23 protein-coding genes, 1 tRNA gene and 1 rRNA gene are annotated in these 26,107 nt (G+C 65.2%); 12 read left to right on the top strand and 13 right to left on the bottom strand.

Annotated features, from left to right (window positions below; genetic code table 11):
* The first annotated feature begins 14 nt into the window (after nt 1-14).
* Both rrf and AC1DZT_RS23640 read left to right on the top strand, forming a co-directional pair.
* A 5S ribosomal RNA gene (gene rrf / locus AC1DZT_RS23645) occupies nt 15-129 on the top strand.
* A gap of 43 nt (nt 130-172) precedes the next feature.
* Nucleotides 173-249, top strand: a tRNA-Met gene (locus tag AC1DZT_RS23640).
* A gap of 233 nt (nt 250-482) precedes the next feature.
* On the opposite strand, the gene AC1DZT_RS23635 is transcribed toward AC1DZT_RS23640, so the two are convergent.
* The 3 genes from AC1DZT_RS23635 to AC1DZT_RS23625 all read right to left on the bottom strand — a co-directional run bounded on the left by AC1DZT_RS23635 (nt 483) and on the right by AC1DZT_RS23625 (nt 2,929).
* On the bottom strand, nt 483-1,013 hold the full coding sequence (locus tag AC1DZT_RS23635; RefSeq protein ID WP_478009113.1) for a GNAT family N-acetyltransferase: 531 nt from the start codon (nt 1,011-1,013) through the stop codon (nt 483-485).
* A gap of 284 nt (nt 1,014-1,297) precedes the next feature.
* A complete protein-coding gene (locus tag AC1DZT_RS23630; protein ID WP_478009112.1) occupies nt 1,298-1,762 on the bottom strand; it encodes a GFA family protein in 465 nt (154 codons plus the stop codon).
* A gap of 3 nt (nt 1,763-1,765) precedes the next feature.
* A complete protein-coding gene (locus AC1DZT_RS23625) occupies nt 1,766-2,929 on the bottom strand; it encodes an NAD(P)-dependent oxidoreductase (RefSeq protein WP_478009111.1) in 1,164 nt (387 codons plus the stop codon).
* A 638-nt stretch (nt 2,930-3,567) separates the two neighbouring features.
* On the opposite strand from AC1DZT_RS23625, the gene AC1DZT_RS23620 reads away from it, so the two are divergent.
* Nucleotides 3,568-4,905: an FAD-binding oxidoreductase gene (locus tag AC1DZT_RS23620; RefSeq protein ID WP_478009110.1), complete on the top strand. Its 1,338-nt coding sequence runs from the start codon at nt 3,568-3,570 to the stop codon at nt 4,903-4,905.
* Nucleotides 4,906-4,941: 36 nt separating this feature from the next.
* Here AC1DZT_RS23620 and AC1DZT_RS23615 read toward each other — a convergent pair whose 3' ends face one another.
* From AC1DZT_RS23615 to istA, 6 genes are all read right to left on the bottom strand, one after another.
* Entirely contained in the window at nt 4,942-5,565 is a 624-nt protein-coding gene (locus AC1DZT_RS23615; protein WP_478009109.1) for a sulfotransferase family protein, read from the bottom strand.
* 336 nt (nt 5,566-5,901) lie between these two features.
* A complete protein-coding gene (locus AC1DZT_RS23610; protein WP_478009108.1) occupies nt 5,902-7,575 on the bottom strand; it encodes a hypothetical protein in 1,674 nt (557 codons plus the stop codon).
* Nucleotides 7,572-8,336 (bottom strand): hypothetical protein, encoded by a 765-nt coding sequence (locus AC1DZT_RS23605; RefSeq protein WP_478009107.1) that lies wholly within the window; start codon nt 8,334-8,336, stop codon nt 7,572-7,574. Before AC1DZT_RS23605 ends, AC1DZT_RS23610 begins: the two co-directional genes overlap by 4 nt.
* A gap of 209 nt (nt 8,337-8,545) precedes the next feature.
* Complete coding sequence (locus AC1DZT_RS23600) at nt 8,546-9,472, bottom strand: hypothetical protein (RefSeq protein ID WP_478009106.1); 927 nt, start codon at nt 9,470-9,472, stop codon at nt 8,546-8,548.
* Between the two features lie 152 nt (nt 9,473-9,624).
* Entirely contained in the window at nt 9,625-10,419 is a 795-nt protein-coding gene (gene istB, locus AC1DZT_RS23595; protein ID WP_478009105.1) for an IS21-like element helper ATPase IstB, read from the bottom strand.
* The gene (gene istA / locus AC1DZT_RS23590) at nt 10,409-11,941 is read right to left on the bottom strand and encodes an IS21 family transposase (RefSeq protein WP_478009104.1); all 1,533 of its coding nucleotides are present in this window, start codon (nt 11,939-11,941) and stop codon (nt 10,409-10,411) included. Before istA ends, istB begins: the two co-directional genes overlap by 11 nt.
* Before the next feature lie 343 nt (nt 11,942-12,284).
* Here istA and AC1DZT_RS23585 point away from each other — a divergent pair, with 343 nt between their 5' ends.
* The gene (locus AC1DZT_RS23585) at nt 12,285-13,046 is read left to right on the top strand and encodes a P-loop NTPase family protein (protein WP_478009103.1); all 762 of its coding nucleotides are present in this window, start codon (nt 12,285-12,287) and stop codon (nt 13,044-13,046) included.
* Nucleotides 13,047-13,062: 16 nt separating this feature from the next.
* Here the strand turns inward: AC1DZT_RS23585 and AC1DZT_RS23580 are convergent, their stop codons facing one another.
* Nucleotides 13,063-14,607, bottom strand: a complete 1,545-nt coding sequence (locus tag AC1DZT_RS23580; protein ID WP_478009102.1) for a winged helix-turn-helix domain-containing tetratricopeptide repeat protein — start codon at nt 14,605-14,607, stop codon at nt 13,063-13,065.
* Between the two features lie 141 nt (nt 14,608-14,748).
* On the opposite strand from AC1DZT_RS23580, the gene AC1DZT_RS23575 reads away from it, so the two are divergent.
* On the top strand, nt 14,749-15,828 hold the full coding sequence (locus AC1DZT_RS23575; RefSeq protein WP_478009101.1) for a PLP-dependent cysteine synthase family protein: 1,080 nt from the start codon (nt 14,749-14,751) through the stop codon (nt 15,826-15,828).
* Nucleotides 15,829-15,878: 50 nt separating this feature from the next.
* Nucleotides 15,879-17,357: a pyridoxal phosphate-dependent decarboxylase family protein gene (locus AC1DZT_RS23570; protein ID WP_478009100.1), complete on the top strand. Its 1,479-nt coding sequence runs from the start codon at nt 15,879-15,881 to the stop codon at nt 17,355-17,357.
* 22 nt (nt 17,358-17,379) lie between these two features.
* Here AC1DZT_RS23570 and AC1DZT_RS23565 read toward each other — a convergent pair whose 3' ends face one another.
* Nucleotides 17,380-18,405 carry a LacI family DNA-binding transcriptional regulator gene (locus AC1DZT_RS23565; protein ID WP_478009099.1) on the bottom strand — a complete coding sequence of 342 codons (1,026 nt, stop codon included), beginning with the start codon at nt 18,403-18,405 and terminating at the stop codon, nt 17,380-17,382.
* A gap of 161 nt (nt 18,406-18,566) precedes the next feature.
* Between AC1DZT_RS23565 and iolG the strand changes: the two genes are divergently transcribed.
* From iolG to AC1DZT_RS23540, 5 genes are all read left to right on the top strand, one after another.
* Nucleotides 18,567-19,568: an inositol 2-dehydrogenase gene (iolG, locus tag AC1DZT_RS23560; RefSeq protein ID WP_478009098.1), complete on the top strand. Its 1,002-nt coding sequence runs from the start codon at nt 18,567-18,569 to the stop codon at nt 19,566-19,568.
* Between the two features lie 95 nt (nt 19,569-19,663).
* A complete protein-coding gene (locus AC1DZT_RS23555) occupies nt 19,664-20,593 on the top strand; it encodes a sugar ABC transporter substrate-binding protein (protein ID WP_478009097.1) in 930 nt (309 codons plus the stop codon).
* 56 nt (nt 20,594-20,649) lie between these two features.
* The gene (locus tag AC1DZT_RS23550) at nt 20,650-21,759 is read left to right on the top strand and encodes an ABC transporter permease (RefSeq protein ID WP_478009096.1); all 1,110 of its coding nucleotides are present in this window, start codon (nt 20,650-20,652) and stop codon (nt 21,757-21,759) included.
* Between the two features lie 2 nt (nt 21,760-21,761).
* Nucleotides 21,762-22,541, top strand: coding sequence for an ATP-binding cassette domain-containing protein (locus AC1DZT_RS23545; RefSeq protein WP_478009095.1), 780 nt, complete (start codon nt 21,762-21,764; stop codon nt 22,539-22,541).
* A 91-nt stretch (nt 22,542-22,632) separates the two neighbouring features.
* Nucleotides 22,633-23,409 (top strand): TIM barrel protein, encoded by a 777-nt coding sequence (locus AC1DZT_RS23540; RefSeq protein ID WP_478009094.1) that lies wholly within the window; start codon nt 22,633-22,635, stop codon nt 23,407-23,409.
* A gap of 14 nt (nt 23,410-23,423) precedes the next feature.
* Here the strand turns inward: AC1DZT_RS23540 and AC1DZT_RS23535 are convergent, their stop codons facing one another.
* On the bottom strand, nt 23,424-24,239 hold the full coding sequence (locus AC1DZT_RS23535) for an oxidoreductase (protein ID WP_478009093.1): 816 nt from the start codon (nt 24,237-24,239) through the stop codon (nt 23,424-23,426).
* 70 nt (nt 24,240-24,309) lie between these two features.
* Nucleotides 24,310-24,909: a TetR/AcrR family transcriptional regulator gene (locus AC1DZT_RS23530; RefSeq protein WP_478009092.1), complete on the bottom strand. Its 600-nt coding sequence runs from the start codon at nt 24,907-24,909 to the stop codon at nt 24,310-24,312.
* Nucleotides 24,910-24,991: 82 nt separating this feature from the next.
* Here AC1DZT_RS23530 and AC1DZT_RS23525 point away from each other — a divergent pair, with 82 nt between their 5' ends.
* Nucleotides 24,992-26,107: an efflux RND transporter periplasmic adaptor subunit gene (locus tag AC1DZT_RS23525; protein ID WP_478009091.1), complete on the top strand. Its 1,116-nt coding sequence runs from the start codon at nt 24,992-24,994 to the stop codon at nt 26,105-26,107.

Below are 26,107 nucleotides of genomic sequence, written 5' to 3'. Positions count from 1 at the left end.
CGCTTCTTCCTCGGTTTGGTGGTCATAGCACGAGCAAAACACCCGATCCCATCCCGAACTCGGCCGTTAAGTGCCGTCGCGCCAATGGTACTCCGTCTTAAGACGTGGGAGAGTAGGTCACCGCCAAACCTAGAAAGAAGCGATATCTCTATAACGATCCAAGCCCAACCAGCGCGGGGTGGAGCAGCCCGGTAGCTCGTCAGGCTCATAACCTGAAGGCCGCAGGTTCAAATCCTGCCCCCGCAACCAGTTACTTGCCTAATGCCCGTAGCTCCGCTGCGGGCTTTTGCATTTGTGGCACCCGGCTCCGCTTCTAGTAACAGGATCGTTCCTGATCTAAGCTTATGAAGTTTGGGACAGTATTCCCGCGCAATGTAACCAAATTCTTCCGCTCCGCCCTCGCCCCCACAGAAATGTTCTGGCTATGAATTGAGCACGCGTGCTGGCACCGGCTCATTTCGGTCTGCCCGAACTAGGATTCGCTAAAGGAATTTTCGCATCCGGGCCAGGGGCACTGCGGCTCCGCCGCGGTTGTCGCTGATCTCTTCAACGGGGTGGTAACCGCAAGCCAGGTAGAGGGGGAGGCCTGACAAGGTCGCCATGAGCTCCATGCGGCCGAACCCTTCGGCCCTTGCGGCGCTTTCGCTGAGGTTCAGGATCATTGCCCCCACGCCCTTACGCGTGTGGTGCGGATGGGTGTACATGGCCCGCACGCGGGCCGCGTCGGTCGATGGGTCTAGCAGGGAGGTATTGCGCCCCGGGGTGTGGCTGCTGCCGTAAAGCGTCGCGCGCCGGCTCCAGCCGCCGCAGCCTGCAAGCTGGCCATCCTGTTCGACGATAAAATAGGTACCGTCTTCAATCAGTTGGGTGTCCAACCCCATGATGGCGCGGCTGGAATCGATCTGGGCTTGCGACAGGAACGGTTTCTGGTTCTCGGTGATCGCGCAGTCCATCAGCAGCCGCAGCGCGGCGAGATCCTCCTGGACAGCCAGACGGTGACTGAACTCGCCCATCTTTGCCTCACCCGTTTCAAGCGGAAGCTTCCGTCAGGATACCAGTTTTCGCATCTATCGCAAAGTACGGTGGGCCATCTAGCCGGGGCGGGTTTGGCGGCCGCCGGTCGGGCACCGCAATCCACAACCGTCGGCGCGGAACGACCGAACTTTCCGGATCGGTGATGCCCGGTTGCCGTCGAAGGATCGCTTCCACCGAGGTGTGCGAAAGGCGTCAAGTGTCCGATGCCTTCGTGAGGGTGAGGCAGGCATGTCTGGTCAAAAATGGTCCGCCCGGCTCAGCTTCAGGTCTGGCTACCTGAGGCGCGCATCAGATCTGTCATGATCTCGTCAGGCGACGCGCCGTCAAACTTTGGCAGGTCATCGCCAAGAAGGTCCCAGACGGCCTTGGAACCGACGTGGATATGACATTCCGTACCGTCCGGATGACCGGGATGGATGCCGCCATCCAGTGTGGCGGGCATGAAGTACATCAGGTCAGGCTCGCTGCTTTCATAGGCGAAGAGGCGGCTGCCACAGCGGCGGCAAAACCGATATTCGAAGCTTGATGAGGTGCGATAGGCCGTCAGATGATCTTCGCCCGAGATTTCGATGTCCTGCCGGTGGATCACAGCGCCTTGCGCCGACAAAGTGGCAAAGCCTTTTCGGCATTGCGAACAATGGCAGTGCTGCACACTCAAGGGGGCCGCCAGAAGTGCATAGCGCACCTGGCCGCAATGGCACCCGCCCAGTTTCGGATAGTCTGACATGGTCTAATGCTCCCCCAGGGTCCGGGCCGCGAGCACCGCGGTCGCGACCTCTTGTTCCAGTGCGCGCGGATAATCGTGAAGGCCAGGCGTGACAGCCTTTGCGCCGCCGATCAGAAGCCAGTGCAAGCCACGGATCATGACGGCCGAGAAGGGATCGAAGCTGTTGGAGCTGGCAAATCCACCGGTAAACGCGATGTTCAGCAGGCTGCCGCGGTTGAGCAGGTAGAGCGTGCGCTCGCCGATGCTGTAGCGGTCGATGTGATCCTTCATGCCCCGGCGCTCGTGCCGGTCAAGCCAGTCGACATCGATTTCGCGGTTGCTGTGGCCGACGTTGAAAACCACAGCGCCATCGCGGCAGAGCCCGAGCTCGGTTTCGCCCAGGACGCCGTCCCGCCCCGTCGCCGTGACGATCACCTCTGCCGCGGCAAGTGCGCCCGCGAGGGGGGCGACGCGGCACCCGAAGTGCAGCGCCTCCAGCTGGCGGACCGGATCGCGTTCGGCCACGGTGACAATCGCGCCGAGGTCGCGCGCCCTTTCCGCGACGCCGCGACCGACCGGCCCGAAACCCACGACAAGGACCTTGCGGCCAAAGAGCGACAGGCCGGTCATGGCGTCGAAGGCCGGCCAGGTTGCCTCGCCGACGTGAAAGCGATTGTGCAGCGCATCCTTCAGGGGGATGCTGTTCCAGTCGAACACCGGGAAGGTCAGGGAAAGCGGCCTGATCCGGTGCAAGCCGGTTGTCGTCGCCTCCAGCGCTCCGCCGACCGGGGTGCCGGCAAGCGTGGCGGCCTCGATCAGCTCGCCGCCCATGTCGCAGATCGCGTCGAGGGGGCCTGCCGCGAAGCGGCGGAGCGTGCCATCATACAGGTCGCGCGGCTGTCGGCGACCGTCGAAGACTTCGATGCCATGCCGGTCGAGATAGTCGACAACCCGAGGATCGGTGCTGTCAGGATTGCAGGCGCCAACCCGAAGCGCTGCGCCCGCCTCGGCAAAGGGCATCAGGGTCAGGATCGTGGCGGGCAAGAGGTGAACCCAGGCGGCGAGGCTTTTGCCGGACAGGTCGGCGCGGCGCACCTGCGCGCCGAAGGATGTGCTGATGGGATGCGTGAAGCGAAGCCAGTCGAGCGCGGCTTCGATCTTCGTATCTGCCGGAGCCTTTCCACGCACGGCGCGCATCCTCCTTGCGGATTTTCCCCCGAACGCTGAGAAGGGGTGACCGCCGGGTTTCCGAAGCCTGGGCCTATGCGAGGCGATCAACCCGCCTGGTAAGCCCGTCCCTGCCAGAGGTCTGACCGCCGCGCGCCGCCTCGCCGATTGGCAAGGCGATGGACGTCTGAAGCGCAGCCCCTTCGTCAATCCAAGGGCAATCAATTCCACTTGCCCCAATACTACGCCGTCGAGGTGCAGAATCAACTGCGACCCGCGCGAATCAAAATGCGCTTTGGCATCCCTTTCGCCTTGGCTGCGCTGCCCGGTCCCCGCAAGAGCCGCAAGTTCCGCAATTGCAGGGCGCTGGATTTATCAGTGCCGCAGCCCGAGCAGGACATCGGCCCCATGCGCGGCCGAAGAAAGGCCCTGCCGGATTTCCCTGCGAGGTGGTCGCGGCAAAAGCCTCGCACCCGGCTGCCTAACAGGCTTCAAATTGGCCGACAAAAGATCTGCGCGACCTGCTATGATCTTCCGATCAGTTGGCAAAGCATAAGTGGGAATGTCGCGGGTTTCAGGGCGGCGCCCGTCTTTGCACGATCAAGCGCCTGAAGGTCGACCGAATTGAACATCATCCTTGGCTGAAGAGGACAATGGGAATGCTGGACCTTGCTCAACATCTTGCGGACGTTCTGCCGGCAGGCGCGGTGATTGCGGCGGAGTCTCCGGATTATGCCGCGCGCCGTCTGGTCTGGAACGGGATGATCAGCCGTCATCCAGCCGTCATCGTATGCCCCGACTCGAGCGAGATGGTCGCACAGGTCGTTCGCCTGGCTGCCGCCGGCGGCGCGCCCTTGTCCGTCCGGGGCGGCGGGCACAGCTTCCCGGGTTTTTCCACCTGTGATGGCGGCATCGTCCTCGACCTTTGCAGGCTCAACCAGATCACGATCGACCCCGTATCGCGCATTGCCGAGGTGGGTGGCGGTGCGCTCCTTGGCGATCTCGACCGGGCGGGTGCGCCGCATGGGCTTGTCGTGCCGGCAGGTGTCGTCTCGCACACCGGCGCGGGTGGTCTGACCCTGGGCGGGGGGATGGGGTGGACCAGCCGGCGTTTCGGGATGACGGTCGACAATCTGATCGGGGTCGAGCTTGTCACCGCCGATGGCCGCATCGTCGAGGTCGACCAGGATTCAGACCCCGAGCTTTTCTGGGGCCTGAGGGGCGGGGGTGGCAATTTCGGCGTTGTGACCCGGTTTCGATACCGGATGCACCCGCTTGGACCGGTCACCGTCGGCACCTGGAGCTATGCCCCCGCACGCCGGGCCGAGGCGCTTCTGGCCTTCGCAGCGGTCGCGGCGAAGGCGCCTCGATCCGTCACCCTGTCCTTCGGTTCCAAACCGGGGGGCCTGTCCGTGACCGCTTTCCACAGCGGGCCCGGCGAGGATGGCGAGGCGCTGGTTTCCGCCTGCGGGCATTTGGCCGGTCCGGGTGAGGGCGGCATCGCGCATCCTCGTTTCGTGGATCACCAAAGCCGCGGCGACGAGGGGGTGCGCTGGGGGCGGCGCTACTATGGGCGGGGCGGGTTCATCGGCACGATTGACGGCGGAACAGCGCAAATCATTGCGGAATGCGCCGAAACCGCGCCGACGCCAGATGCCGAGATCTACATGATCCAGCTTGGCGGTGCGATTTCGGACGTGCCCGAAGATGCGACCGCCTATTCCGGACGCGCTGCCGGGTTCTACTGGCTGGCCCAACCGATCTGGGACGACCCGGCAGACGATGCCCGCTGCCTCGCATGGGGGCGCAGGTACGGGGCAGCACTGGCCGCCGTGTCGCAGGCGGGAAACTATGTCAACGAACAGGGCGATACCGGCCGCGACACGGTGATGCAGGCCTATGGGCGCCCGAAGTATGAACGTCTCTCCCGGTTGAAGGCGCGTGTCGATCCGCAGAACCTGTTTCGGTTGAACCAGAATATCCAGCCCGCGCCATGACAGCCCTGCGGCCTGACCCTCGACAGAGCGCGGGTCCTACTCGAGCCCCATGTTTACCCGAAACTCCTTGGCCGAATTCTTGTGGGGGAAGGGCGTGTCGGGAACCGGTAACCCCAGGCCGGCACACAAAGGCGCCCAGCCATCGTCAGGCTTCCACTCCAGCAGGCGGCCCGGGGCGACCCTGTCGCGAACGGAGGCGTTATGGCGTTCATAGGCCGCCAGCGCGCTGTCCCGGTCGTTCCAGTCCGGTGTGAAACGCAGCGACATCATCTCTGCGATCATCCCCGACGACACCGCCAGGGGATCGCCCGGCGACACCGGCTGACGGTTCTTCTCGAGGATGGTGGCATTGGCACTTTTCCACCAGGCCTCGGCGGATTCGCGCACCGTCAGGACCACCAGCGCATCGGGAAACAGCGCGCTCAACTCCCGCCAGAAGGCGCCGGCGGGCCAATCCACGGTGGCGGCATAGCCGTCCATGATGCCACTCAAACCCGAGATGTCGCCGCGAAGGGCCGATCGCCAGACCTCGACATGCTCGGGGTGATCATAGACCTCGTCCATGTGATAACAGGGAGCGCCAAGGAGAAGTTCCAGCCCCGCCTTCAGGGAGGTTGTTCCTGTCCGTCCCAGTCCAGCGCCAACCACCCGCAAGGTCATCTTCGCTTTCCTCCGCGCCGCAAGTCTTGAAACCGGCGCTGTGACCAGGCGCCGTTCCGGCATCCACTGGACGAGCGACTGTTGGGGGCAAGAGTGACTCCGGGAAGGGGCCTTTGGCAAGCCTGAACCTGGCCTTCTCTGTTTCTCGGTTTCGGGTCAGGCTGTGGTCAAGGGCGGGTGTCGGCTTCATTGTCTTGGGGGCCGAAATGGCGGGTGAACTGGCCTGGCCGAAGACCCGGGCCCATGCGCAGAGCCTGAGGGGCTCGGTGATCGCAACTCCGGTGCTTTTGCCAGATGCAGCCTGCGCCGGAAGCCCGCACCGCCGTGCGCGGTGTGTCAGGGGCAGGCGGGGCCGTCGTGCAAATCGGGCAGGGGCGCGGCGCGCAGGTCGAGGGTAAAGCGCACGGCTTCTCCCGCATCCGGGATGATGTTCACCTGTTGCACGCTGCTCGCGTCAGGGTCGCGCGCGAGAGGTGAGGTGAATGTGGTGAATTGCCTCAGACCCGGGGCTTTGCCTTCCATCCTGATGCTGGCGTCCTTGACCAGAGTGCCGAAATACGGATTTCTCTCCCACAGGAGATGCTGTTCCAGCGACAAGGCCAGGGTCAGGGGCCGATCCAGCTTGATCGCCTGTCCACTTGCGACATCGATGGTGAAACCGTTCTTTGCCGGAACCTTGAAAATGCGGATGGAGTGCCCGTCCAGAAGCAAGATCCCCGAAACATCCGCGTCCGCCCGGTAAGCGACCGGAAGATCGCCCTCTACGTGGACTGCGGCGACCGTTGCATCTGTTCCGGCCTGCAGATTGGTCGAGATTTCGCGCACCAGCGGGCCGAGGACGAGGTCCGTCAGATGCGGCGCCATGGTCGCGCGAAGCGATTGCAGGGATTCAGGCGTGCGGGCCCGCAGATCCTGGCGCAGCGGTGCGTATCTGGCGAGGAGATCCGCGGCAATCCTGCATGTTTCGGCGTTGCCCTGGCCGTAAAGCTCGCGCAGTTTGAATGCGTGAACCTGCACGGCTGCGGCCGTGTCGTGTTGAAGCGCGGTCGCCTTGACCAGAAGCGCCTGTTTTAGCGCCTCTTTCTGCGCAGCCTTTTGTTCATCGAGCATCAGGCGCAAGTCGGCTTCGAACTCATCGCGCGTCCAGTATTCGTCCAGCTTCACGATCGTATAATCGGTGACGATCCAGGCTGTGATGCCGCCCACGATACCGCAAACCGCGGCGCCCGGTCCAGACCACGAACACAGCGCGGCACCGGAACCTCCTGCGGTAAGCGAGGTGGTCCATTTGGTGCTCGTCTTGGCCAGGACCTTCAAGGCCAGCTTCTGGGCTATCTTGTAGGCGATGATTTTCGCCACATTCTTTCCGACCAGAGCTACGCCCACCGATGTGGCTGCGCCGACCGGAAGGGTGACCTTCATGCGGGCGTAGAGGCTGTCCATGGTGAGCGTGGTGAGCGTCCCAAGGCTGACCTTGTTCGCCGCCTTCACCGTGGCGAGTTCAGCCTCGAAGGCCGAGGCGAAGTGGTCGTTCATCGTCATCCCGACGCGGTCGAGCCGCTCGCCAAGTCCCGCAAGGACCATCGAGTCCAATTTGCTCGAGACCACTCCGATGGCTGCAATGGTCAGTTCTGTATACTCTCCCCAGACCGAATAATGAAAACTCGCATAGGCCGGGATCGCATCGTAAGCGGGCTGATAGGCCGCGTCGACCAGGGGGCCGATCTCGGCGACCACCTTCTGAACCGCCGTGCGGTTGGCGGTGGTCAACAGGCTTTCCAGATGCGCGGCAGTCATCTCGATCGGCGTCGTGGCGCGAACCTGTTCCGGGCTCGCCGGTTCCTGGCGCAAGGCGGCCGTCCCCAACAGGATGATGACAATTCCCGCCATCACCAGGATGGTGCCCCAAAACCAAACCGCGAGGCGAGGCCTTGACGCAGGGGGTGCCTTTGCCGGTTCTGAAGGTGCCTTTTCCGGTTCTGGGGGTGCCTTTCCCGGTTCTTCGATCATTCAGGCGCCCTCATGACATGCGTCTCGACGAATTGGGTGACCACGATGGCGGTGCGGCACAAGGCGAAGCTGAACAGGGCGGCATCCAGACTCAGCAGGACGCCGATGAAAGGATAGGCCGCCAGTTTCACCGCAACCCAAAGTTTGGTGGCTTCATAGACATAGGGCACGGCGAGGATCTCGGTGATCCAGCCCCCACGCGGGGGAAGTTCCTGAAGGCCGATATGCACGGCGCCCGACAGATCGGCGCCAAGCATGGCCCCCGGCATCGCCTTCCAGGCCCAGAACGCATAGGCCAGAACGAAAGTGAAGGGCACCGCCACCAGCCAGGACACCAGCGATGTCGCGAGACTGCGGGCAAAGGGCTGATGGAAATGGCGGGCAACCAGGTTTTGGCCCAAGGCGAAAAGACCGCCCGAGATCACGAAGGCCGACAACATGATGCCACCCTCCAACCCCGACGCATTCAGCGCTTGCCAGGCAAGCAGGGTGATTGCCGCCATCGTGAAACCGGTGTTCAGAAACGCCGCCCTGATCCGCCCGGTGAGGATCCTGCCGATGACTGAATCCTGCCGCAGCGCCAGGAAGAAACGCGCCCGCCATGTATCGAGAAACAGAGGCCAGCCTCCGATCCAGATTGCCAGCGCCAAGGGACCCAGAGCCAGAACCGCCCAATCGGTGGAGGCATAGGCGATCCGCCAGAGGAAAAGCGAGAGAGCCGTGAAAACCGCCGCAACAAAAGCATTCGAAACAGCGCGCACCATGAAATCCTGCAAGACGGCCCTTTCCCAAGGACTAGAGCCTTTCAGACGCGCTGGATAGTCCTTTGGGTTGCATCCGCTCACGCACATTCGCGGGTCTGGTCGGGTGGCCGCGCCGCTCGACCGTCCCTTCGCGGAGGGGACCGGGAAGGGCGCTGTCCCGCACCGAACCGGAAAAGGTTGCACCATCCGGTCGGGGGGGCAGACTGTCAGCGAAGCCTGGCGTAGCGTTCCGGGGCGCGGGCCCTGAGCGCGGTCACAATCTCCTTGCGCCGTTCAGGGGCGGCTGCGGCCAGAATGGCCCGAATCTCTGCGTCGATCGCCTCGCGGCCGGCACCTCTTTCTTCGGCCTTGAGAAACCATTCGTCCGCTTGGGCATAGTCGGACAGGTCGATATGACAAGCGCCGAGCAGCGTGCAGGGCCGGTAATCGCCAGGCGACAGGCCGTGGGCTTCCAGCCCCATTCTCTTGCCCTCGTCCGGGCGGCGGAGGTCACGCAGCGCACCGCCACGCGTCGTGCAAAGGGCCGAACGGGGGCGGCGGCCGCTGGTCTTGCCCAGAGCCTGACCGGCGATCTTGCGCCCCTCGTCCGGCTCGCCTGCTTTGCGCCAGGAGGCGCAGGCATTGACCGCATCCCAGGGATCGCCGCCCTCGCGCCATTTCTGCGCCAGGGCGAGCGCCAAGGCCCTGTGATGTGCGGCCATGAGTGCGTCAGTGGCATATTCCTTCCCGTCCTCCGCGAGCCATTCCAGATCGGGCTCGTCGATTGGCTGACTCGCCCTCACCTTGCGGGCGATCCGGTCAACACGCGCAAAGGCTTCAGGAGCGATGCGGAATAATCCAAAGTCGTCCAGATGGCGCCGACGGGCGCGTTTGCGCTCCCGTGCGGCGAAGATTTCGGTCATTTTCCTTTGGGATTCCGCCAGCCAATCGGCCTTTCGGATCTCGGCCTCTTTCCTTTCAATCTCCTGCTGCGCCCTGTGCATCCGCCGTTCTTCCTTTTCGCGCAGCGACGCGATGCGAAAGTCTTCGGGCGAGGTGAGGCCCCAGGCATGGTCCAGCAGGGCCAGAAGGCTCTGTGCTGTCAGATAGTCCAGTTGCCGGGGGGAAAGCGCTTTACCGCCCTCCAGCCGCAAGAGGATGTCATGCAGCCTTGAACCCGTTTGCCGGGCAGAGGCGAGGTCATCGAGGTGGTAATGCGTTTCAAGGGCAATTTGTGAATTTCCACGCAGAACTGACCCGGGTTTTCCATCGAGAACTGACCCACCTGAGGGTTATGTTCTGGGGTTTAGGCTTGGGTCAAGGACTGGGTCGCCTCCTTCCTTTTGCGGGTAGCCACGGCTGAGCTTGCCTTGAAGCGGAAGCTGTCATTGCCGGTCTCCAGGATGTGGCAGCGGTGGGTCAGGCGATCGAGGAGCGCGGTGGTCATCTTGGCATCGCCAAAGACGGTGGCCCATTCGCTGAAGCTGAGGTTGGTGGTGATGATGACGCTGGTGCGCTCGTAGAGCTTGCTCAGCAGATGGAAGAGGAGCGCGCCACCCGAGGCGCTGAACGGCAGGTAGCCGAGTTCATCCAAGATGACCAAGTCCAGCTTCGTCAGGCTTTCGGCGATCTGCCCGGCCTTGCCCTTGGTCTTCTCCTGTTCGAGGGCATTGACCAGCTCTATGGTCGAGAAGAAGCGGACCTTTCGCCGATGGTGTTCGATCGCCTGAACCCCGAGGGCCGTGGCGGCATGGGTCTTGCCTGTGCCGGGCCCGCCGATCAGGACGACGTTCTGGGCGCCTTCCATGAACTCGCATTTATGGAGCTGCCGCAGGGTAGCCTCGTTGATCTCGCTGGCGGCGAAGTCGAAGCCCGCGAGGTCCTTGTAAGCCGGAAAGCGAGCGGCCTTCATATGGTAGGCGATGGAACGCACTTCTCGCTCCGCCATCTCGGCCTTCAGGAGCTGGGAGAGCATCGGCACAGCGGCTTCAAAAGCCGGGGCACCTTGTTCGGCCAGGTCGGTGACGGCCTGTGCCATGCCATACATCTTCAGGCTCCGCAGCATGATGACCACAGCCCCGGCGGCAGGATCATGACGCATGGCGATCCCCCGCAAGTTGGGCGCGCAGTCCGTCGTATCGGGCGACATTGGCCTTCGGCTCATGCTTCAGGATCAGGGCCTGTGGCGTGTCCAGCGGGGGGCCATCAATGGTCTTGCCGTCGATCAGCCGGTGCAGCAGGTTCAGCACATGGGTCTTGGTCGGCACGCCAGCTTCGAGGGCCATCTCGACCGCAGCCAGAACCGCCTGTTCGTCGTGATGCAGGACGAGGGCCAGGATATCGACCATCTCACGATCGCCGCCCGGTTTGCGCAACAGATGATCCTGCAACTGTCTAAATGCCTTCGGCAATTCTGCAAAGGGTGCGCCATTCCTCAGAGCGCCGGGCTTGCGCTGAACGACCGCCAGATAGTGATGCCAGTCGTAGATCGTGCGGGGCGGCTGATTGTGCGAGCGCTCGATGACCCGGTCATGCTCGCAGAGGATCTGCCCCTCCGCCACGACCACCAACCGTTCCGGGTATACGTGCAGACTGACCGGACGATTGGCGAAGGAGGCCGGAACGCTGTAGCGATTGCGATCGAATGAGATCAGGCAAGTTGGCGACACGCGCTTGCTCTTCTCGACGAAGCCGTCGAAGGCCACTGGCAGTGCCATCAGGGCCGCCTGCTCTTCGGCCCAGACTTCGGCGATCGTTCCGGGCAGAACGCCATGCGGGATCTCGCGCCAGAGTTCGAGGCAGCGTTGTTCCAGCCAAGCGTTCAAGGCACCAAGATCCGGAAAGCTCGGCGTCGGCAACCAAAGGCGTGGCCTGGCGTCCTGGATGTTCTTCTCGACCTGGCCCTTCTCCCAGCCTGATGCCGGATTGCAGAACTGGGGTTCAAAGACATAGTGGTTCGTCATCGCCAGGAACCGGGCATTGACCTGCCGGTCCTTGCCCCGGCCAACCCGATCCACGGCCGTCTTCATGTTGTCGTAGATCCCCCGCCCCGGCACTCCGCCGAGAACCCGGAACCCATGCCAGTGGGCGTCATACAGCATCTCATGGGTTTGAAGCAGATAGGCCCGAACCAGGAAAGCCCGGCTGTGCGCCAACTTCATATGCGCGACCTGCAACTTGGTCCGCTCACCGCCGAGGATGGCATAGTCTTCGCTCCAGTCGAACTGGAACGCCTCACCGGGACGGAAAGCCAGGGGAACAAAAGTGCCGCGCCCCGTGGTTTGCTGTTCACGTTGCCGGTCGGCCCGCCATTCCCGGGCGAATGCCGCCACCCGATTGTAAGACCCTGTGAAGCCGAGCGCCGTCAGCTCTGAATGCATCTGCTTCAAGGTTCGTCGTTGCTTGCGAGACTTCGCCGCCTCCGACTTCAGCCAAGCCGCCAGCTTCTCCGCAAAAGGGTCAAGCTTGCTCGCGCGGCCTGATCCATCGAACTTCGGCTCGACGGTCTCAGCCTTTAGATACTTCTTCACGGTATTGCGCGACAAAAACGTCCGCCGCGCGATCTCATGCAGCGACAGCTTCTCGCGAAGCCGCAGACGTCTGATCAGGTTCAAAACTTCCATGGTGATCACTCCAGTGCCCCCCGCGGCGCGCCGCCGTGGGGAAAGGGTCACATGGGTCAATTCTCAATGGAAATGCCGACCCCAAATGGGTCACTTCTGGGTGGAACTCAACAGGCAATTGGCAAAGAGCAGATCCAAATGGGGATGGGCAATTCTGTCGAGATGCGCGCGGCAAGAGGCTGATAAAAGCGGTTTCCGCGGAAACGGATTGTTTCTTCCGCGGGATTGGGCCGCGCGGATCCGCGATCTGGGAGCCGAGCCTGCGACGGTGAGCATTTGAGCGGAGAAGCCAGTAGGTTTTGATGGCATCTCGAAGGTTTTGAGCGCCCCCAGGCGGTTCAAGGTGCAGCGGCATGTGGGGGAGGATGGCAATACTGGCCTCTCCACCAGGCGGCTGGCGTTCCACGTTGTTCTGCATCTGGCACCCCTGGCCGTGCTGATCGTGCTCGGCTCGTTCCGGCGGGGCGCGCATGGCCTGCTGCTGCTCCTTGTCGTTATCACCACGGTCGTGATCGCGGGCTTGCGCCTGTGGAACCTGACCCTGACCGCGCATCCTTTGGGGCTGGGGGCTGCGGAGTTCACCTTTGTCGACAGCGCGGGCATCGACGGCAGCAAGGCGGTCGAGGACCACCTGCTGGCAGAGCTGTTGCAGGCCGATATGGCCATCTGGGCCCTGCGCGCCAACCGCCCGGCCCGGGCGCCCGATGTGGCGTTGCTCTCGCGCCTGCGGCAGGCCTGCGACCAGGGCTTGCGCCGGCGTCCGCCGGTGATCGTCGCCCTGACCGGGGTCGATCTCTTGCTGCAGGGCTGGCCCTTTGCCGAACACCTTCTGCCGGCTGATGCCATGTCCCGGCTGGCAGAGGTCATCGACGCCTGCGCCGGCGATCTGGCAGAGCCCTGCGTGGTGCCCTTGTGCATCGCCGGACCGGACTGGAATCTGGCCGCGCTGGAAAGCGTGATCCTGTCGCATGCCCCCGAGGCGCTGATGGTGCAGCGCAACCGCCGCAGGCTGGAAAACAGGACCACGGTCCGCGCCGAGGTGGCGAAGGGGCTGGCCGGGTTCGGCCAACTCACCCGGTTGATCGCCGGGCGCTGGAAGCTTTGATCCGACGGGGCAGGGGTTAGAAGCCCTGCCGGTTCAGCTCGGCTGCGATGCGCGCATGACAGGCCTCATCGCGGATCGGGAAGGCGGCGAAGTAATGCGCGGCGGTGGCGTCCGATTTGCGACGCCGCACCTCCTGACCCCAGCGCGCGGCCTGGTCGTGACGGGCGGCCAGACCATTGGCGGCCAGGGCGATCATCGCGATCAGGTAATGCGCCCCGGGTGTCGCCGCCGCCCGATCGCCCCAGCGCGCCGCCTCCTCATAAGCGCCCTTCTGCATCAGCATCTGGGCGCGAACCCCGTGAAAGCCGTAAAGCAGCGGGTCGATCGGGCTGAGCAGCAGCGCGGTGTCCAGCCCGGCTTCGGTGGCCGGCGCATGGCCGATCAGCATCGAGGTGAAGGCCGAGGCATAGAAACCTTGCGCGTAATTGGGGTTGAGGCTGGTGGCACGGCCCAGCCAGTCGAGCGCGGTCTCGGGCTCGTTGGTCAGCCAATAGGACCGGCCCATGGTGAAATTCGCGAAAGGGTCCAGCGGGTCGAGAGCGAGGCCGCGCTCGGCATGGCGGCGCGCCGCAAGGGTCGAGGCGGCGACATCGCTGCCGATGTGCAGAAAGGCCTCCAGAAAGCTGGTGAAGGACAGGCCGGCATGGGCCCGGGCAAAGCGCGGGTCGAGGGCAATGGCCCTTTCGAAATGCCGGGCCGCCCGTTCCGTGTCACTCGCGGTGAAGCGGTAGAGATGGTGCAGCCCGAGGTGGTAATTGGCCCAAGCATCCAGCATCTCGGCCCCGCCCGGCCTGATGCTGCGCGCCTCGTTGAGGGGCACATAGATCTCGAGGGCTGCGACCAGATGGGTCACGATCCGGGCGCGCAGATCGTCGATGCCATCCAGGGTGGCCGAAAGCCGGTCGCCCCAGATCGCCTCGCGGCTGCTGCTGTCGGCCAGTTCCAGGGTGACGGAAAGGGCGTTGCCTCGGGTCTCGATGATGCCTGACAGAACATAGCGGGCGCCGAGGGTCGTCGCCACCCGGTCAAGGTCGGTATCGCCGTGCCGGAACTGGAACGACGATCCGCGCGCGATGACGGCAAGCCAGCGCAGCCGGGACAGCGCCTGGATGATCTCATGCGGGATCGCATCGGCGAGGATCGCAAGCTCGGGTGTCATGGCGAGGGGGCGGAACGGCAGAATGGCGATCGAGGGGCGCGAGGTCGGCGGATTTGCCACCGCACCGGCGTGATCGGCGGCTTTCGCAGGCGCGGCCTCCGCCACATCGGCCACGAACCGGAAGCCGAGCCCGTGGACGGTGCGGATCACCCGCTGCGCCGCGCCGTCATCGCCCACCGCCTTGCGGGCCGAGCGGACCCGGCTGGAAATGCTCGAATCCGACACGCAGCGCCCCTGCCAGACATCTGCGGCGATCTCGTCCTTGGTCACCATGCGGTGGCGGTTGCGGATGAGGTGGACCAGAAGGCCAAGGACCTGCGGCTCCAGCGGCACCGCCGTGCCGTTGTGGCTGAGTTCGAACCGTTCCGCATCAAGCCGGAAGTTGCCAAAAGTCCATGCCATGGCCAAGATTAACGCAGATTTCCGGTTTTCTTCACGAAATCTTCAGAACTCGTTCAAGCGCCTCTTCGACGAGAGGCGTAATCTGTCCGCAATGGAAAACTGAAGCCCAGGCTTCAGGAACACCGATCAGGGGGTCACACTATGGACGCGCAAAGGATTCGCACGACGCAGGGCCGCGGAAGGCTTTACGACAGCATTCTGGACACCGTCGGGGATACGCCGGTGATCCGGGTCAACAACCTCGCGCCGGAGGGGGTGCGGCTTTACGTCAAGGCCGAGTTCTTCAATCCGGCGGCCTCGGTCAAGGACCGGCTCGCGCTCAACATCATCGAAGCGGCGGAGCGTGCGGGCACGCTGAAGCCGGGGCAGACCGTGGTCGAGGCGACCAGCGGCAACACCGGCATCGGCCTTGCGATGGTCTGCGCGCAGAAGGGCTATCCGCTGGTCCTGACGATGGCCGACAGTTTCTCGGTCGAGCGGCGGCGGCTGATGCGGATGCTGGGTGCCAAGGTCATCCTGACGCCGCGGGCGCAGAAGGGCACGGGCATGTACATGAAGGCGGTGGAACTGGCCGAAAAGCACGGCTGGTTCCTCGCCCGGCAGTTCGAAACCCCGGCCAATGCCGATATCCACGAGGCGACCACCGCGCGCGAGATCATCGGCGATTTTCATGGCGACCGGCTGGATTATGTGGTCTCGGGCTATGGTACCGGCGGCACGGTGACCGGGCTTTCGCGCGTCCTGCGCAAGGAGCGGCCGGAGACCCGGATCATCCTCGCCGAACCCGCCAATGCGCAGATCGTCGGAAGCGGCGTGGCACAGCCGCGCGGGGCAGGTGGCGCGCCGGCCTCCAGCCATCCGCATTTCCAGCCGCATCCGATTCAGGGTTGGACGCCGGATTTCATCCCGAACGTGCTGCAGGAGGCCATCGACCACCAGGGCTATGACGAGCTCATCCCGGTGGCCGGGGCGGATGGCGTCGCCTGGGCCAAAAAACTGGCGCAGCGCGAGGGCATTCTGACCGGCATTTCCGGCGGCGCGACCTTTGCCGTCGCGATGGGCATAGCCGAGAAGGCGGCGCCGGGCACGGTGATCCTCGTCATGTTGCCCGACACCGGGGAGCGCTACCTTTCCACCCCGCTCTTCGCCGACATTCCCGAAGACATGGATGCCGAGGAACTGGCGCTGTCGCAGTCGACCCCCGGATATCAGATGGGCTGACCCGAAGGCTGACAGGCGCAAGTGACCTCCATTTCAAAGGGCTGGATCAAATGACGCACCCGGATTGGAACGAACCGCAGGAAAGCCTCGATCCCACGGACTGGGGCGACACCCTGACAGTGGCGCATGAGATGGTGGAGGCGGCTTGCCTCCATCTGCGCGGTCTGCGGGACAGGCCGCTCTGGCAGGACATGCCCGCGCAGGTGCGGCAGGGCTTCAAGGCGCCGCTGCCGCAGGCGCCGTCGCCCTTGGCCGAGATCTGGGGCGATCTGCGCGCCAACCTCATGCCCTATCCGATGGGCAATGTGCATCCGCGTTTCTTCATGTGGTACATGGGGGCCGGCACATTCACCGGCGCCTTGGGCGAGTTTCTGGCGGCCATCGACGGGTCGAACCTTGGCGGCGGCAACACGGCCGCCGCCCTGATGGACGGGCAGGTGACAGGTTGGCTGCGCGACCTGATGGGCTTTCCCCCCGGCGCCTCGGGGACATTGGTCGATGGCGGGTCGAAGGCCAATATCATCGGGCTGACCGTGGCGCGCAACGTGATGGCGGGCGTGGATGTGCGCGAGGAAGGCGTGGCGGCCATCCCGCAGCCCTTGCGGTTCTACACCTCCGATCAGGTGCATTCCTGCCACCAGAAGGCGGTGGAGCTGCTGGGTCTGGGCAACAAGGCGCTGGTGCGGGTGCCGACCGATGAGGCCTGCCGGATCGACCTTGCCGCGCTGGCAGAGGCCATCGCCCGCGACCGCGCCGCCGGTCTGAAACCGGCCTGCGTCATCGCCACCGCCGGCACCACCAACACCGGCGCCATCGACGATCTGAAGGCCATCCGCGATCTCTGCCGGCGCGAGGGGTTGTGGTTCCATGTCGATGGCTGCATCGGCGCGCTGGTCAAACTCGCGCCGGACCACCATGCGCTGGTGGAGGGGCTGGAAGATGCCGACTCGCTGGCGCTTGATCTGCACAAATGGCTGCACGCCCCGTTCGAGGCCGGGTTTGCCCTGCTGCGCGACCGGGCGCAGCACTTTGGCAGCTTTGCCCTGCATCCCGAATATCTTGAGGAAAAGCCGCGCGGCATCGCGGCGGGGGAATATCTTTACAACTTCGGCCTGCAGACCAGCCGCGGTTTCCGCGCCCTGAAGATGTGGATGCTGCTCAGGGAACATGGCGTGGCCAAGTTCGGCCGCCTGATCGACCAGAACATCGCACAGGCGCAGTATTTTGCCCAAAAGGTCCGGGCCGAGCCGGGCATGACCCTGATGGCGCCGCCCGGGTTGAACATCGTCTGTTTCCGCCATGACCCGGGCGGGCTGGACGAGGCTGGCCTTCGCGCGCTGAACGTCGAAGTCATGCTGCGCCTGCAGGAGGAGGGGCTTGCCGCCCTCTCCGACACCACGGTCAAGGGCCGCCATTGCCTGCGCATGGCGATCTGCAACCACCGCACCACGCGGGCGGATCTGGATCTGGTGCTGCGCGAAGGCCTGCGGATCGCGGCAGAGGTGCGGGCGGGGCAAGCCGGCGGGTGAGGGGCCCGCCCTAAGGCCCGCCTCAGGCCCGGGTCGAACCGCGGGCCACGAAATGCCCGGGCAGAAAGACATCAGCGGATTTTTCGCCGCCGGCTTCCAGAACCTCGACCAGGGCCTCGGCCATCGCGGTCATCGGCTGGTGGAAGGTCGTCAGATCATAGGCCGGCGCCGCGGCAAGCGGGATGTCGTCGAACCCGGTCACCCCGATGTCCTGCGGCACCCGCAGGCCGAGGCCGTGGCGGATCGCATCCATCGCCCCCATGGCAAGGATGTCGTTTTCGCAGACGATCACATCGGGGCGCTTGTCCTCCCCCAGGGCGCGCAGGGTCTGCAACAGGCCGGCATGGGCCTCGGTCGAATTGTAATGCGGGACATGGACGACCAGCGGCTCGGCCCCGCCGATCCGGTCCTGCCAGTGGCGCAGAAAGGTGTCCTTGCGCATCAGGCGGGTGGATTCGGTGTCGGGCCCGGCCAGGAACAGCGGGCGGCGGTAGCCGCGTTCCATGACGTGTTCGGCAATCTCCTGCATCGCGCCGATGTCGTCGCAGCAGATCGACACGGTGTTTTCAAACCGGCTGGCACGGGCGAAGACGATCAGCTTCTTGACCCGCCGCGCCCCCAGTGCGCTGCGCAGGATATGTTCGTCAAACTGCGTGCCGATCACCACCGCCGCATCCACCCGGCGCTGGCTGGCGGCGAGAAGCGCCTCGGGCGCATCCTCCGCCCCCAGCATGTTGACCAGAAGCGTGCCATAGCCCGCCTGCCGCAGGATGCGCGTCAGGCGCTCCAGCATGACCAGCTTGTGCGGGTTGTCGAAATCATCGACCAGCAGCGCCACGAGGTTTGACCGGTCCGACGCGAGGCTGGAGGCCATCAGGTCCGGCACATAGCCCAGCTCCTCCGCCGCCTCGATCACCTTCCGCCGCGCCTTGGCCGAGATCGACGCCTCTTTCTTGAAGGCGCGCGTCACCGTCCAGCGCGACACACCCGCCCGCGCTGCCACGTCATCCGCCGTGACGCCGATCCCCTTGACCTCTGCATTCTCCATCGCCTGCCGCACCTTTCGCCCGCGACCCTAGCGGCAAGAGACCGCGAAGGGAAGCTTTGCTCACGCGTGCAGAAAATTGTTGCACGCGTGAGCATAAATAGAATATCCATTCCATTACGGCGAGTCGCCAGAACGATTGGCAGAATTTTCGGGAGGAAATCATGGTGAGAGTGGGCCTGCTTGGAGCGGGGCGGATAGGGCATGTCCATGCGAAAAGCATCGTGTCGCATGGCGGCAGCCAGCTGGTCGCGATCTCGGACGTGAACACGCAGGCGGCGCAAACCCTTGCGGCGCAGTACGGGGCCGAGGCGGCAAGCTCGGAGGCCATCCTGGCCGATGCCAGCATCGACGCGGTGCTGATCGCCACCTCGACCGACACCCATTCCGACCTGATCGAGCGGGCGGTGGCGGCGGGCAAGGCGGTTCTGTGCGAAAAGCCGGTGGATCTGAGCCTGGACCGTGCGCATGAATGCCTGCGCGCTGCCAAGGGCAAGCCGGTGATGATCGGCTTCAACCGCCGCTTCGACCCGAACTTTGCCGCGCTGAAAGCCGCTGCCGACAAGGGCGAGATCGGCAAGACCGAGCTTCTGTCGGTCACCTCCTTTGACCCGGCGCCGCCGCCGGTCAGTTATATCAAGGTCTCGGGCGGGCTGTTCCGCGACATGATGATCCATGACTTCGACATGGCCATGTGGGTCATGGGCGCCGTGCCATCGCGGGTGACGGCGGTGGGGTCCTCGATCGTCGATCCGGCGATCGGCGCTGCGGGCGATGTCGATACGGCGGCGGTGACGCTGCACTTTGCCGACGGGCGGCTGGCGGTGATCAAGAACTCGCGCCGCGCCGTTTACGGCTATGACCAGCGGGTGGAGCTTCTGGGGTCCGAGGGGCTTCTGTCGGCCGGCAACATGCTGGAGAACACGGTTTCCAAGGCCACCACGGCCGGGGTGACCTCGGCCAAGCCCGAGTTCTTCTTTCTGGAACGCTACATGCGCGCCTATCAGGCCGAATGGTCGGCCTTTGTCGCCGCCATCACCGGCGGCACCGCGCTGCCGGTCACCCTGCAGGACGGCGTCAATGCCCTGGCCCTTGCCGAGGCGGCCACCCTCTCGGCCAGAACCGGCCAGACCATCGAAATCTCGCCCTCCATGCTGGGGGCCTGACAAGCGGGGGCAACCCCGCGGACGACCCGGCCAGGCCGGGAACCGGGCGGAGCATGGGAGTGCCGCCCCCCATCAACCTTCCAGGGAGGAAGAACATGAAGACGCTTTTTGCCGGTCTGATGACCGCGACGGCCCTGACGCTGGCGGCGCCGGCCATGGCGGCCCATATCATCGTGGTCAGCCATGGTCAGGCCAATGACCCGTTCTGGTCGGTCGTCAAGAACGGTGTGGAATATGCCGCGAAAGAGACCGGCTCCACCGTCGAATACCGCGCGCCGGAGACCTTCGACATGGTCGCCATGTCGCAGCTGATCGACGCCGCCGTGGCGCAGAAGCCCGATGGCATTGTCGTCTCGATCCCCGATGGCGACGCGCTCGGGCCGTCGATCCAGAAGGCGGTTGCGGCGGGCATCCCGGTGATCTCGATGAACTCGGGCTCTGACGTGTCCAAAAGCCTCGGCGCCTTGCTGCATGTCGGCCAGGATGAAGAGACCGCCGGCAAGGCGGCAGGCGAGAAGCTGAAGGAGATGGGTGGCACCAAGGGCATCTGCGTCAACCAGGAAGTGGGCAACGTCTCGCTCGACCTGCGCTGCAAGGGCTTTGCCGAAGGCTTTGGCGGGCCGGTGACGGTGCTGCCGACCTCGAACGACCCGAGCGAGATCCAGTCCAAGGTCCGCGCCGCGCTGGAGGCGGATACCGCGGTTGACACGGTGATGGCGCTGGGCGCTTCGACGGCGGGGGAACCGGCGGTGGAGGCGGTCAAGGCGCTGGGCAAGGGCCAGGGCGCCATCAAGGTCGCCTCTTTCGATCTGTCGCCCAAGTTCCTCGAGGATGTCAAGGCCGGCGACGCCGCCTTTGCCATCGACCAGCAGCAGTTCCTGCAGGGCTTCCTGCCGGTGGTCTTCCTGTCGCTCTACGCCGATTACGGCCTGATGCCGGGCGGCAATGTGCCGTCGGGCCCGAACCTGATCACCGCCGACAAGGCCGGTCAGGTCGTCGATCTGTCCGCCAAGGGCATCCGCTGAGCCATCTGCCGGGGCGGTCCGCGCCGCCCCGGCGACCAATTGGGGGAGGAACCACCATGGCAAGTCAAGCAGACCGTGCCACTGTCGACGAACGCATCAAGAAAGAGCCGCTGGCCACGCGGTTGATGAAACGGCCCGAACTCGGGGCCATGGCCGGACTGGTTCTGGTCACGCTGTTCTTTGCCGTCACGGCCTCTGGCGCGATGTTCACCCTGGCGGGGATCCTCAACGTGCTGACCCCGGCGTCGCAGCTGGGGATTCTGGCGATTGCGGCGGCGATGCTGATGATCGGCGGTGAGTTCGATCTGTCGATCGGGTCCATGGTGGCCTTTGCCGGCATGATCTTCGGCGCCTGCGTGGTCAACCTGCACCTGCCGCTGATCCTCGCCATTCCCCTCACGGTGCTTGTGGCCGCGGCCATCGGTGCGGCCAATGGCATGACCGTGCTGCGCACCGGGCTACCCTCTTTCATCGTCACGCTGGCGGGGCTTTTCATGCTGCGCGGCCTGTCGCTGGTCGGGCTGAAGTTCCTCACCGGCGGTTCGACCCAACTGCGCGGCGTGCGCGATGCGGTGGCGGGCGACTGGCTGGCGCCGCTCTTTTCGGGCGAGGCCTTCGGCCCGCTGTTTCGTGGCATGGCCGAGGCGGGCTGGCTGGACAAGTTGCCCAACGGCGACCCCAAAGTGCCCGGCATCCCGGTGGAGATCCTGTGGTTCGTCGCCCTGACCGCCGGCGCCACCTGGGTCCTGCTGCGCACGCCCATCGGCAACTGGATCTTCGCGTCCGGCGGCGATGCCAATGCGGCGAAGAACTCCGGGGTTCCGGTGCGCCATGTGAAGATCTCGCTCTTCATGCTGACGGCGGCCTGCGCGGCGCTTCTGGCGATCATGCAGGTGCTGGATGCCGGATCGACCGACGCGCAGCGCGGCACGCAAAAGGAATTTCAGGCCATCATCGCGGCGGTGATCGGCGGCAACCTTCTGACCGGCGGCTATGGCTCGGCCATCGGCGCCTTCTTCGGCTCGATCATCTTCGGGATGGTGGTGATCGGCCTGACCTATACCAACTTCGATCAGGACTGGTTCCTGGTCTTCCTGGGCGGGATGCTGCTGCTGGCGGTGATCTTCAACAACGCGATCCGCAAGCGCGTGACGGGGGAGCGCTGATCATGTCCGAACCGATCCTGAAGATGGATGCCATCGAGAAGCACTTCGGCAATATCATCGCCTTGGCCGGCGTCTCCTTCGATGTGCGCCCCGGCGAATGCCATTGCCTGCTGGGCGACAATGGCGCCGGCAAGTCGACCTTCATCAAGACCATGTCCGGCGTGCACCGCCCGACCAAGGGCAGCATCACCTTCGACGGGCGGCCCGCCAGCTTCGCCACCCCGCGCGACGCGATGGAGGCCGGGATTGCCACGGTCTATCAAGACCTTGCGATGATCCCCCTGATGTCGGTCACCCGCAACTTCTTCATGGGGCGCGAGCCCGCCACCGGCTGGGGCCCCTTCCGCCGGATGGATGTGCAAAAGGCCAATGCCGTCACCATGGCCGAGATGAAGAAAATGGGCATCAACCTGCGCGCCCCCGATCAGGCGGTGGGCACCCTGTCGGGCGGCGAGCGTCAGACCGTGGCCATCGCCCGCGCCGTCTATTTCGGCGCCAAGGTGCTGATCCTGGACGAGCCGACCTCGGCGCTTGGCGTGCGGCAGACCTCCAACGTGCTGGCCACCATCGACAAGGTGCGCAAGCAGGGCGTCGGCGTGGTCTTCATCAGCCACAACGTCCGTCATGCCATGGCCGTGGGCGACCGTTTCACCGTGCTGAACCGCGGCAAGACCCTCGGCACCGCCCAAAGGGGCGAGATCACCTCGGAAGAGCTGCAGGACCTCATGGCCGGCGGACAGGAGCTGGCGCGGCTGGAATCCAGCCTTGGCGGCACCGTCTAGGCCCAACCTCTCCCTGCCGGACGCTCCTCCGTCCGGTCCCGGGTGGCCCGACCGCCGGCCGGGCCACCCACCCAACCCCATGGAGATGACGATGACCTTCCCGCTTGCCGCCTGTGCCGAAATGATCTGGCGCGACCGCCCCATCGACTGGCGCTGCGCCCGCCTGAAAGAAATGGGCTTTGGCGTCGGCCTGTGGAACTGGCCCGACCATGACCTGGCCAGGCTGGAGGCGACCGGGGCCAATTTCACCATCATGAACGGCTATCTGCGCGGCCGTCTGACCGATGACGCGGGCGCGGCAGAACTGCTCAAGACCGCCCGCGAAACCGCGCAGGCCGGCAAGCGTCTGGGCGTGGCCCGGCTGAACCTGCATGGCACGGGCCTGGGCGAGGGCGGTCTGCCGGTGCAACCGATTGAGGTGGTCACAGGTGCCATGTGGCTGAAGGCCCGCGACACCCTCTGCAGCGTGGCCGAGATGGCCGAGGAAGAGGGCGTCACCTTCACGCTGGAAAACCTCAACCTGCCGGTCGATCACCCCGGCGTGCCCTTTGGCCGGGCCGAGGATACGCTGGCCCTGGTCGCTTCGGTCAATCACCCGCGCCTGCGGCTGAACCTTGACCTCTACCATGCCCAGATCGGCGAGGGGAACCTGATCGAGCTTTGCCGCAAATGCCTGCCGTGGATCGGCGAGATCCAGGTCGCCGATGTCCCCGGCCGCTGCGAGCCCGGCACCGGAGAGGTCAACTGGCCCGGCATCGCCCGCGCCCTTGCACAGATGGGCTACACAGGCCCGATTGGCATGGAGGCCTTCGCCTCTGGCGCGCCTGAGGCGGCGCTGGCCGCCTTCCGCGCGGCCTTCACCCTGTAATCGGGCCGCAGGCGTCAGACCGGCAGGCCGAGCGTCTTGCGCAGGCTCTTGTCAAAGGCGGCGGCCGGGGCAAAGCGGCGCAGGAGGCTGACCCGGCGGGCCAGTTTCCCTGCCGGGTAGCGCAGCTTCGGGTTCGCGTCGGTTGCGGCCTTCACCACCGTTTCGGCCACGACTTCGGGCGCATCGCCGGTCTTCATCACCAGGGCGAGGGTGGCCTTCATCCGGGCGCGGGCAGGGTCATAGGTCTCCTGCATCTGGTCGGGCTGGATCAGGCTTTCCTCGAAAGCGGTGCGGGTGAAGGCCGGCTCCACCAGGGTCACACGGATGCCGAGCAGGCGCAGCTCATGGTCGAGCGATTGGGAATAACCCTCCACCGCATGTTTGGTCGCGCCATAAAGCGCGAAATAGGGCGCCGGAATCACCCCCTGCACCGAGCTTACGTTGACGATCCGGCCCTGCTTCTGCCGGCGCATGATCGGCAGCACGGCCTTGGTCATGCGGATGACGCCAAAGACATTCACATCGAACAGCGCTGCGGCCTGGGCCAGCGAGGATTCCTCGGCGCCGCCACAGAGGCCCACGCCGGCATTGTTGACCAGAAGGTCGATCCGCCCGGCGCGCGCCATCACCTCCGCGACCAGCTGCGCCACGGCGGCCTCGTCGGTCACGTCGCAGCCAAGCAGGGTGATGCCGTCGGCAAGCACGTCTTGCGCGCGGCGGCTGGTGCCGAAGACGCGGTAGCCTGCCTTGCTCAGCGCAAGGGCGGTTGCCTTGCCGATGCCGGAGGAAGCCCCCGTCACCAGGGCAACGCGGGAAGGGGATTGTGCCATCTGGGGTGCTTTCATTGCTTGTGTCAGGGTTTCCATCCGCGCCGCCCTGCGGTCCGGCGCGGCGCCTTTGTCATCCGGCCGTTCCGTCCGCCGCAGGTGCCGCCGCCATGGCAAGGACGCTTTCGGCCGCAGCCTCCAGAAACTGCCGCGACAGAGCCTCGTCATTGACCGCCCGCGCCACGACCACCGCGCCGACCATCGTCGACAAAAGCGCCATCGCCCGGCCGCGCGCCGCTGCGTCGCCCGCGCCTAGCCAGCCCTGCACCAGGTCGAGGTAATTGCGGATGCCGGTCTCGAAAGAGGCTTTCACCCCCTCGCCCTGCCGCGCCGCATCCGACCCCAAGGCCACGACCGGGCACCCTTCCGCCCTTTCGCCGCGGTGATCCATGCTGAGGTAGAAGGCGACCACCGCGGCCAGCGGGTTTTCCGGGTCCCGCGCTGCGGCATCGGTCCAGCGCGTAATGGCGCTTTCAAGGGCGCGGCCCGAGGCCTGGGCGACCAGATCCTCCTTCGAGGCGAACTGCTTGTAAAAGGCGCCCTGGGTCATCCCGGCGGCTTCCATCAGATCCTTCAGGCCAATCCCGTCATAGCCATGCAGCCGGAACTGGCGGCTGGCGACATCGATCACGGTCTGCCGGTTCTTCTCTGCCTGTATGCGACTGACGCGCATCACGGCCTCCTTTTAGATTGCATCCATAATCAATAAGGCATATAGAGTTTGAATGCAATCTAAATTCGAGTGAGGCGACGCCGTGAAAAGAAGTACCGCCCTTGTGCTGGCAAGCGCCCTGACCGCCGGGGTTGCGGTCGCGGCTTTCGTCCTTCTCTCGCCCTTCGCGCATACCGGCGTGGCGGCAGCGGCCACCGATCCGCGGCTCGATCCGCCGCTGGTGAAACTGGCCAAGGCCAGCCCGGTCGCCGTTGCAGAGCGCAGTTTCACCGGGACCATCGGGGCGCGGGTCGAAAGCGCGCTGGGCTTTCGGGTGCCGGGCAAGATCGTGGCGCGTCTGGTCGATGTCGGCCAAGAGGTCACCGCGGGCCAGCCGCTGATGCGGATCGACGATGCCGACCTGCTTCTGGCGCTGACGGCCCGGCGCAATGCCATCGCCGCGGCACAGGCGGCGGTGGACCAGACCGCGGCGGACGAGCGGCGCTTTGCGGCCCTCCTCAAGGATGGCTGGCTGACCCGGCAACGCTATGAACAGGCCAAGGCCGCGCGAGACACCGCCACCGCCCAGCTGGCCGCCGCCCGGGCCGAGGCGCAGGTGGCCGATAACGCGGCGACCTATGCCGTCCTTCTGGCCGATGCCGATGGCACCGTGGTCGAAACCCTGGGCGAGCCGGGGCAGGTCGTCGCCGCCGGTCAGACCGTGGTCCGCATCGCCCAGGCCGGCCCGCGCGAGGCGGTGGTGGCCTTGCCGGAAACCATCCGCCCGGCGCTGGGCTCTGCCGCCAAGGTCAGCCTTTACGGCGACGCGGGGCAGCTTTACGCCGCCCATCTGCGGCAATTGTCCAACGCCGCCGATGCGCAGAGCCGGACCTACGAGGCCCGCTATGTGCTGGACGGCGCGGCGGCCTCGGCTCCGCTGGGCGCGACCGCCACGCTGCGGATCGAAAGCCCGGAGGCCGAGCCGGAGGTAGAGGTGCCGCTGGGCGCCCTCTTGGACGATGGCGAAAAGACCGGGGTCTGGGTGCTTGACCCTGCCACCTCGACCGTCCATCTGCAGAAGGTCGCGCTGGCACGCCTGACCAGCGAGACGGCGGTGGTCGCGGGGCTTCCCTCCGGCGCCAGCGTGGTGGCACTGGGTGCCCATCTGCTGCAGGAGGGGGCGAAGGTCCGCCCCGCACCGGATGGCGAGGGCAACTGA

The organism is Rhodobacter sp. P1_C2 (assembly GCF_056406375.1).
This window is presented reverse-complemented; position numbering and strand designations above follow the sequence as displayed.